This is a genomic window from Myxococcus sp. AM011 (assembly GCF_013372595.1).
In the GTDB taxonomy this organism is placed as follows: Bacteria; Myxococcota; Myxococcia; order Myxococcales; family Myxococcaceae; genus Myxococcus; species Myxococcus eversor.
Genome location: NZ_JABXEM010000119.1, coordinates 1 through 8,532, shown reverse-complemented (window position 1 = coordinate 8,532; position 8,532 = coordinate 1). Strand labels below are relative to the sequence as shown.

Annotated in this window: 7 protein-coding genes; 1 reads left to right on the top strand and 6 read right to left on the bottom strand. The window is 70.0% G+C overall.

Annotated features, from left to right (window positions below; all coding sequences use genetic code 11):
• Genes HUW62_RS24000 through HUW62_RS23985 form a run of 4 tightly spaced genes read right to left on the bottom strand, consistent with a single transcriptional unit; the run spans window position 1 to window position 4,531 of the window.
• Window positions 1-1,656: an ABC transporter substrate-binding protein gene (locus tag HUW62_RS24000; RefSeq protein WP_163863946.1), complete on the bottom strand. Its 1,656-nt coding sequence runs from the start codon at window positions 1,654-1,656 to the stop codon at window positions 1-3.
• A complete protein-coding gene (locus HUW62_RS23995; RefSeq protein WP_163863945.1) occupies window positions 1,653-2,498 on the bottom strand; it encodes a family 16 glycosylhydrolase in 846 nt (281 codons plus the stop codon). Before HUW62_RS23995 ends, HUW62_RS24000 begins: the two co-directional genes overlap by 4 nt.
• A complete protein-coding gene (locus HUW62_RS23990; RefSeq protein ID WP_163863944.1) occupies window positions 2,495-3,721 on the bottom strand; it encodes an ROK family transcriptional regulator in 1,227 nt (408 codons plus the stop codon). Before HUW62_RS23990 ends, HUW62_RS23995 begins: the two co-directional genes overlap by 4 nt.
• A gap of 45 nt (window positions 3,722-3,766) precedes the next feature.
• Window positions 3,767-4,531 (bottom strand): hypothetical protein, encoded by a 765-nt coding sequence (locus HUW62_RS23985; RefSeq protein ID WP_163863943.1) that lies wholly within the window; start codon window positions 4,529-4,531, stop codon window positions 3,767-3,769.
• Window positions 4,532-5,053: 522 nt separating this feature from the next.
• On the opposite strand from HUW62_RS23985, the gene HUW62_RS23980 reads away from it, so the two are divergent.
• Complete coding sequence (locus HUW62_RS23980; RefSeq protein WP_176435734.1) at window positions 5,054-5,773, top strand: intradiol ring-cleavage dioxygenase; 720 nt, start codon at window positions 5,054-5,056, stop codon at window positions 5,771-5,773.
• A gap of 17 nt (window positions 5,774-5,790) precedes the next feature.
• On the opposite strand, the gene HUW62_RS23975 is transcribed toward HUW62_RS23980, so the two are convergent.
• Complete coding sequence (locus tag HUW62_RS23975; protein ID WP_176435733.1) at window positions 5,791-6,531, bottom strand: hypothetical protein; 741 nt, start codon at window positions 6,529-6,531, stop codon at window positions 5,791-5,793.
• Window positions 6,532-6,542: 11 nt separating this feature from the next.
• On the bottom strand, window positions 6,543-8,532 hold a 1,990-nt coding region (locus HUW62_RS23970; RefSeq protein WP_176435732.1), incomplete at its 5' end, for a TonB-dependent siderophore receptor.

The window sequence follows — 8,532 nt, the reverse complement described above, 5'->3', positions numbered from 1 at the left end:
TCAGGGCGCCTCCCTCGGGGCGAGCGCCGTCAGCACCAGCAGGCTGTCGGGCTCGGCGTGGGGCGAAAGCCGGGCGTAGGGATTCGCCTCGGTGGGAAAGCCCGTGAAGCGCTTGGAGTTGGACTCGCCCCAGGACGGGTTCGGGAACAGCGGAATGGCCGGCGCCGTCTCGGAGAAGCGCCGCTGCACCTGCGCCATCAGCGCCTGCTGCTCCTCGCGCGAGTCGGTGACTTCGAAGCGCTCCAAGAGCGCGTCCGTCTCCTTGTCGCCGTAGCGCTGCCAGTTGGCGGGTGCCACCTCGCCCACCGGGCGCACCGTCGCGGAGGACAGCATCCACTTGTAGAAGGTGTACGGCGTGGGCCCGTCCAGCGACCAGGAGATGGCCATCTGGAACTCCCCCTTCTGGAGCCGCGCCTGCCACGCGCTGAACTCGTACGTGCGCAGCTGCGCCTGGAGGCCGAGCTTGCGCAAGTCACGCGCGACGACCTGGCCCGCGCGCACCCAGTCCGACCAGCCGCCCACCACCTCGATGTCCAGCGTCAGCGGGCTGCCGTCCGCCTGGCGTCGCAGCCCGTCGGGCCCCCGGGTGAGCCCCGCCTCGTCCAGGAGCCGCGCGGCCTCCTTCGCGTCGTGGCGCACCCACGCGTCGTCCGCGACGTCCGCGTCCCGCCAGCCCGTGTACGCGTCATTGAGCCCCGTGGCGTCCGCCGGCCGCGTGTAGCCATACATGGCGATTTCGACCAGCCGCTCGCGGTCCAACGCCATGCTCAGCGCCTTGCGCACGCGCACGTCGTTCAGCGGGGGCTGGGTGGTGTTGGGGTAGAGGAAGACGGTGCTGCCGAAGAGCGGGAACCAGCGCGCGTGGTGCTTCGGGTCCTTGGCGACGAAGGTGCGGTCCACCGCGGGGACGAAGTTGCCCGCCCAGTCCACCTCGCCCTCCACCAGCGCCAGGTTCGCCTGGTCATTGGTGGGGAAGGCCAGGAAGCGCAGCGCCCGGACGGCGGGCTTTCCCGGCTGCCAGTAGTACGGATTGCGGCTCAGTTCGTACACCTGGTTGCGGAAGACACTGACTTGCGTGAAGGGCCCGGTGGCCACGGGGCTCGGGTTCGTGAAGGTCACCGGGTCCGCGACGAGCTCCCAGATGTGGCGCGGGACGATGGGCTGCGCGGCCAAATCACCAAGGCCCGGGATGAAGGTGCGCGAGAACTGGAAGGCGACCGTGTGAGGCCCCTCGGCGCGCACATCCGACAGGAAGCGCCACACGCCGCCCGCGTCCAGGGCCGCGTGCTTGCGCAGGAGCTGGAAGGTGTAGGCCACGTCCTCGGCGGTGAAGGCCTTGCCGTCGGACCAGCGCACGCCCTCGCGCAGCGTGAAGCGCAGGGTGCGGCGGTCCTCGGACCACGCGTGCCCCAGGGCCAGCCACGGCTGGTAGTCACCCTTGGACGGCGTGTACAGCTCCAGGCACTCGTAGATGCCCGCGCGCGTGGGCCAACGCGAGCCCGCGCCCGGGAAGAGCGGGTTGAAGTTGCGCACCCACGCGCTCTGCTGCTCCACGGAGACGAACAGCGTTCCGGGCGGACGCGGGCGTGGCTCGTTCGAGCACGCCGCGCACAGGAGCAGGAAGAGGGTGGAGGCGATGAGGCCCGCGGGCCTCATTCCACCCTCGTGTAGGCTCGCACGTAGTCCACCCGCATCTGCTGGGGGAACTGCGTGGTGCCGTCCACCGGACCCACGAAGCCGCCACCCACCGCGACGTTGAGGATGAGGAAGTGCGGATGGTCGAACACCCAGCGGGCGTTGCCCGGCAGGTCCCTGGGCGTCACCTCCATGAAGGCGATGTCGTCCACGAACCAGCGGATGCGGTCCGGGTCCCACTCCACCGCGAAGATGTGGAAGTCCTCGTAGAGCCTGCCGCCGGCGACGACGTGCTCCTGGCCGATGTTCTCTCCGCCGGAGTAGCCCGGACCGTGCAGCGAGCCCCGGACGATGGCGGGCAGTTGGCCCCGGTGCTCCATGATGTCGATTTCACCGCACGTGGGCCAACCCACCTGGTTGAAGTTCGCGCCCAGCATCCAGAACGCCGGCCAGATGCCCTTGCCCGTGGGGAGCTGGATGCGCGCCTCGAAGCGCCCGTACGTCCGCTCGAACTTGCCGCGCGTGGTGTAGCGCGCGGAGGTGTAGTCGTTGCCCTGGTAGCGCTCGCGCCGCGCGGTGATGACCAGCCGGCCCTCGCCGTCCAGCGACGCGTTCTCCGCCCGAGCGGTGTTGTGCTCGTACTGGCCATTGCCCCAGCCGTCTCCTCCGACGTCCGCGCCCCACCGTTCCGCGGAGGGCAGCGCTCCCGCCGGTCCGTCGAACTCGTCCTGCCACACCAGGCGCCAATCCTGACGCTCCGGTTGCTGCGTGGTGGGAGGCGGGTCGGTTCGTCCTGAGCGGGCCGGGTCACAGGCCAGGCTTCCCAGGAGCGCGAACCACGGAAGGAGTCGGCTGGGCGTCATGCGGATTTTCCGACGTGTTGGAGGGGAAACAACGTGCGGTCCCGGAGGGCCGCCTGGAGCACGAGTGTGGCCGCGCCCACCGCGATGGACTTGTCGCCCAGCGCGGAGGTGACGATGCGCGTCTCCGCCATGGACGTGGACAGCGCGCGCTTGCGCACCGACGCCCGCAACGGGTCCAACAAGAGGTCTCCCACCGAGGAGATTTCGCCGCCGAGCACGACGATGGCGGGGTTGAGCAGGTTGAGCAGGCCCGCCACGGCGACGCCCAGGTACTGGCCCAGCCCGTCGATGATCTGCCGCGCCGCCGGGTCTCCCGCGCGCGCGCCTTCGACAATCTCCCGCACCGTGGGCGCCTTGCGGCCCTTGGTGCCCATCAGCTCCCGCGCGCGCTCCACCAGCGCTCCGGAGCCGATGAGGGTGACGAGGCAGCCGCGCAGGCCGCACAGGCACGGCGGGCCCGCCGAGTCGACGGCGATGTGGCCAATCTCTCCGGCCGTGCCTCCGGCGCCGCGGTACACGTCGCCGTGGATGATGTGGCCGGAGCCGATGCCCGTGGCCAGCTTGATGTACGTCAGGTCCTCGCCACCGATGCCCGCGCCCCAGTAGCACTCCGACAGCGCGCCCAGGTTCGCGTCGTTGTCCACGAACACCGGCAAATCGAACGTCGTGCTCAAGGCCTCTCGCACGTCGTAGCCGCGCCACGCGGGCAGGATGAGCGGAGACATCTTCCCGGGCGAGGACGGGTGCACGGGGCTGGGCGCGGCCACGCCCAGGCCCACCACGGAGCGCCGGGGCACGCGCTCGGCGTCCAGGCACTCCTGCACCAATGTCCGCACCGTCTTCAGCGTGCCCTCCGGGTCATTGCGAACCTGCTGCGAGGCCGTGCGGTGGGTGCGCACGCGACCTCTCAAGTCGGTGAGCACCACGGTGACGTGGGTGGCGCCCATCTCCACGCCGATGATGCTGAAGGCGTCGTCGCGGAAGCCGATGAGGGTGGGGCGACGGCCGCCTCGGGAGACGCCGGCGCCAATGCTGCGCACCAGCCCCGAGTGCTCCAGGTCCGCGACGATGGCCGACACGGTGGACGGACTCAGCTCCGTCCTCCGGGCAATCTCCGCCCGGGAAATCTGGCGCTCGCGCCAGATCATGTTGAGCAGCAGGCTGCTGTTCTGCGCCCGCATGCCCGCCGCGTCGACCGTCAGTGCCGCCGTTCCCACTTTCATCGTCCCCTTACGCTCCATTCCGCCGCGCGGAAGGCGCGGTGGGTGTCATCTCCACTGGATGTCGTCGATGTAGAAGACGACCGGGGTCGGCTTGCCCCCCGCTACCCAGCCGAAGCCACCCACCACCTTCCCGTATCGGACGCGGCTGACGTCGATTGTGTACTCCTTTGGCTCCGCCGTGAGCGTCTGGTCTCCGGTATCGAGGCTGAAGCCGTCGACCGCGGAGCTCAGCCCCACCAGGAACTTGACGACCTCGCCGCCGGTGGCACCCCACGCATGGAAGGCCAGGACGGTCGCGCCCGCGGGCACGTCGAAGCCGGGCAGGTCACCCCAGTTGTTCTCGGGGTACTGCCACCACACGCCGCCCCAGCCGTTGCCACCCGCCGTATAGGTGAACTTGTGGCAGTTGCCCTTGCCCGTGCCCGGCCGCGTCGCGGCGCACTCGGCGACGGTGGCGATTCCGCCCGACGAGCCGTCGCCCATGTACCCGCTCGGCGCCCAGTGGGTATCCACGGCCACTGGCAGCGTCACCGGCGGGGGCCCCGCGTCCGGAATGCCCGCGTCCGGGGGCGGCTCGCCCGCGTCCGGCGTCCCCGAGTCGGGTACTCCCGCGTCCGGTACTCCAGAGTCCGGCGTGCCCGAGTCGACAGGCCCCGCATCCGGCGTGCCGGAGTCGGGCTTCGTCCCCGCGTCATCCTGCGCGGCGGGTTGCTTGTCCCCGTCGTCCTCCGGGTCACAGGCTCCGAGCAGACTCATCGCGGCGAGCAACCCCGCCGCGGCACACGTCCAGGCGAAACGCTTGTGTTGCATGGGCTTCCCCTCCCTGCTGGAAAACTTCGTTCGCACTGCGAAGAAACCAGTCGACGCAACGAGCCAGCGCTCGCGTGGTGCGATGCGTCATGAAAGGCGCTGTGCTTCAGAGGAGAGTGAGGTGACTCACGCCGTGCCCATCCGCCAACACCCCCGGGGCCCACCGTCACTCCGCCACGAACGCGTGCTTCATTCGTTCGAGTGCCGAAGAAAGTACCAGCGACGTTGGTTGGAATGCAAGCCGCCGCGTGACAGGCCCTTGACGCCAAACCAGACATGGCGCCGAGGGCGGACCCCTCCCAATGCCTGACGCAACGCGGCGTTGGCGCGGTGAGAGGGATAGGCGCGCGAGCCGGTGAAGGAGGGCTGGAGGCGGGCTGGAAACTTTGTTCGGACGGCGAACTAAGTCGGGAGCGGGGGGGCGCCGGGTCATCCTGGAGGGGCGCTGGACGGGGTGCGGCTCACGTCCGGCTCCGAGCGGAATGACGACGACGGGGGCCACCATATCCTGGGGCCCCCGCCTTGGAAAGTTTCAGCTGGACCTGGCGCAACCGGAATCCGGGCACGGGTCACCTGTTGCTCGTCTTCATGAGCGTGTTGAGTCGACGTTCCGTCCTGCTGGGATTGGGGGCCTGCGCCGCGGGCGTGCAGGCCTGCACCTGCGCGGCCCCGGCCGAGGCTGTCCCGGTAGCGCCCCGCGTCAGAGCGCGGCTCTACACCTGCGAGGGCTGTGAGGCGGTCGCCGAGCGGGGTCCGGAGCGCCTGGCGCCCTTCGTCCAGTTGGCCAGCGGCGCGGAGCCGGGAGAGCGGATGACGCTGACGGGGTGCGTGTTGAGCGCCGAGTCACGCGAGCCCGTCGCGGAGGTCGTCATCTACGCGCATCACACCAACGCGGCCGGGCTGTATGCGAACGGTACGCAGGAGTCTGAGTGGAGTCGTCGCCACGGCCGGTTGCGAGGGTGGGCCAGGACAGGTGGGGACGGCGTCTATGCGTTCGACACCATCAAGCCCGCGCCCTATCCGAACGACACCCTGCCAGCGCACGTGCACCTGTTCATCGGCGAGCCGGGGCGACCTCCGTACTACGTCGATGACGTCGTGTTCGACGGAGAGTTCGGCGTGACGCCGGAGTACCGCGCGCGGCAGGAGTTTCGAGGCGGCAGCGGCATCGTGAAGCTGTCACGCACGGCCGAGGGCGTGTGGCTCGCGAGGCGGGACATCGTCCTGGAGCGGCACCCCTGACGCGAGCGGGCGGAGGCTCAGAACGGTGCCAACTGGAAGGCGTCCATCAGGAGCGGCAGGGGGCGCGCGCTCCACAGCACGGCCCACTGTCGTTCATTCACGCCGCGCATATGGACGTCGCCCACGTACAGCGCGACGGCGGCGCGGGCCTCCAGGTCGATGAGGAGCGCGCCCTCCTCACCCGCCACCGAGAAGGGCCGGTCATCCGTGGCCGTGACGAGCACCTCGCGTCCGTCGTTCTCGCTCACGGAGATGATGCGGCCTTGCCGCAGTCCTCCCCGGTAGGAGTACTTCACCACGGAGCTCCCCACGCGAGGCGCCGCCACCCGGGGCACCCAGGGCACGGGCGGGTACTCGTCCGTGCCGCGCTCCTCCGGGTCCACGGGCGCCGCGATGCAGGCGTCGAGCAGGCCCGGGGGGTTCCACCTCCATGCTCCCGTGGCCACCACCTGTGCGACCCGCGTGTCGGTGGTGACGTGGCGGAGCCAGCGTCCCTCGGCACGGCGGTCCACGACGCCGTCCTCGTCCCGCGAGTCCGGAAGGGGTTGCGGCACCGGGCCTCCCATCGGGAACGTGCCGGGCGCCGGTGGGAGCAGGGGCGGGGGTCCCAGTCGGTGCTCCACGGTGAGCAGCACGGGGGCGCCGGACCCGCGTTGGCGGAACCAGCCCCCGAGGGAGGTTTCATAGGGGCTGCCCTCCTCGCTCAGCGGCTCGCCGGCAATCAGTCGGGGGCCTCTTCTGTCGCCGCGCGTGCTCATGGTCGCGACTTCTACAGCTCGCTCAAGCCCGGGTCGAACAGGTAGCTGAGCTTCACGAGGAACTCGCGCGAGAACACGGGCATGGGCGCGTGGCCGCCGTTATAGGGCTGGGCGATGCGGAAGTTGGTGCCGAGCAGGTTGTAGATGCCCGCGCCCACCTCCAGCCCCTTCGTGCCCACGTTCTCCGCGCGCACGTAGAGGTTGAGCAAGAGCTGCGTGGGCAACTCCTCCACCGCCGCGTTGCCCTCGTCGTCTGGCACGTCCACCGCGAAGCGCCGCCCCACGAGCACCGCCGTGGGATTCACGGACAGCCACGGCTGCACCTTCAGGCTGCCCGACAGCGAGGCCTTGTGCGTGGGCATGCCGGTGAATGTGTTGGAGTGTCCGGGCACCTGGTAGTCCGCCACGTCGTTGCGGCCCGACGGCGCGTAGAACGAGTAGCTGAGCGCCGCGCGGCCCCAGCTCCCCTTGACGTGGTAGTCCAGCTCGACGCCCCGGCTGCCCAGGCGTCCCAGGTTCCGGTACGCCTCCTCGTTCGTCACCGCGTCGTACGAGTAGATGATGGGGTCCGACACGCCCACGTCGAAGGCGTTGGCGCTCAGCGCGTGGCCGTCGCCGAAGCGCAGCGTGCCCTCCAGCTCGTACACGGTGGTGCGCTCGGGCTTCACGTCCGCGCCCAGGCTGATGTTCTCGATGCCCGGGGCGCGGAACGCGCGGCTGAAGAGCGCCTTGGCGCTGAACGGGCCGAAGCCGCGCAGGAGCACCAGCCGGGGGACGAACGAGCTGCCGAAGTCGCTGTGGTTCTCATACCGCGCGCCAGCGACGACGGTGACGAAGGGGTTCTCCGAGAAGGCCTCCACGAAGCCCGCGACGTTGAGGTACGAGACGCTGATGGCGCCGTCCTCGCCGAAGGCCGTCTGGAGGCCCACGTCCGCGGGGCCCTTGAGCTTGCCCTGGTCCGACGCCACGTCCACGCCGCCGGTGAGCTGCAGGAAGTCCAGCGCCGCCCAACGCGCCATCGTCCGGCCGCGCAGCCGCATCACCTGCTTCTCGTAATAGAACTCGGAGGCCTGGTCCGCGTCGCGGAACGGCTCGGAGAGCGTCAGGTTGAAGCGGGGGATGATTTCCACCCGCTCGCTGGGACGGAAGCGGTTGCTCAGCTCCGCGTGGAACGACTCGAAGTCGGAGGACGAGGGCGAGTCCAGCACCTCGTCGAAGGCGACGATGGCCGATGTCGCGAAGCGCTGGTACAGCACGCTCAGCTGGAGGTCCCGGTAGCCCACGCCCGCCTGCACCGTCGTCGGGTTGAGCTTCGTGTTGCCGCCCATGTCCGCGGTGTTGCCGAAGAAGTCCTGGAACTGGGCGTCGCTGCGCTGGCCCTGTCCGAGCGACGCGGAGGCGAAGACGCTCAGGCCCGGCGCGGACTCGAACACCTTGCGGCCCGACAGCGTCAGGCTCCGCCGGCCGTTGACCTTCTCCAACTGCCCGTAGGTGCCGGACACCATCAAGTCGGTGCTGCCCTGCACGCCCCGGGTGATGACGTTGATGACGGCCAGCTCCGCGTTGCCGCCGTAGATGACCGAGCCGGGGCCGCGCACGACTTCGATGCGCTCGATGAGCTCCACGGGCAGCTCGTTGCCCAGCTGCATCGTCGAGTAGAGCTGCTCGTTGAGCTCCTTGCCGTCGACGACGAGCAGCACCTTGCCCTCGTAGCCCCACAGCCCGCGGAACCCCGGACCGACGGCGCCCTGGGTGTCCACGCCGAAGAAGAAGCCCGGCACCTGGAGCAGCAGGTCCATCAAGTCCCGAGCGCCCGAGTTGCGAATCTCCTCCCCCGTCATCGACGTCACCACGGCCGGCGAGTCGCGCAGCTTGGTGATTGCGAACGACGCCACCTGGCTGTGCACGTCGGACTCCTCGTCGAGCGGCACGTCCTGGGCCTCGGCGGGAGTCGGCGCGGGCGGGGCCTCGGAGGCGGGGTCGGACGTCTCCGGCTCCCAC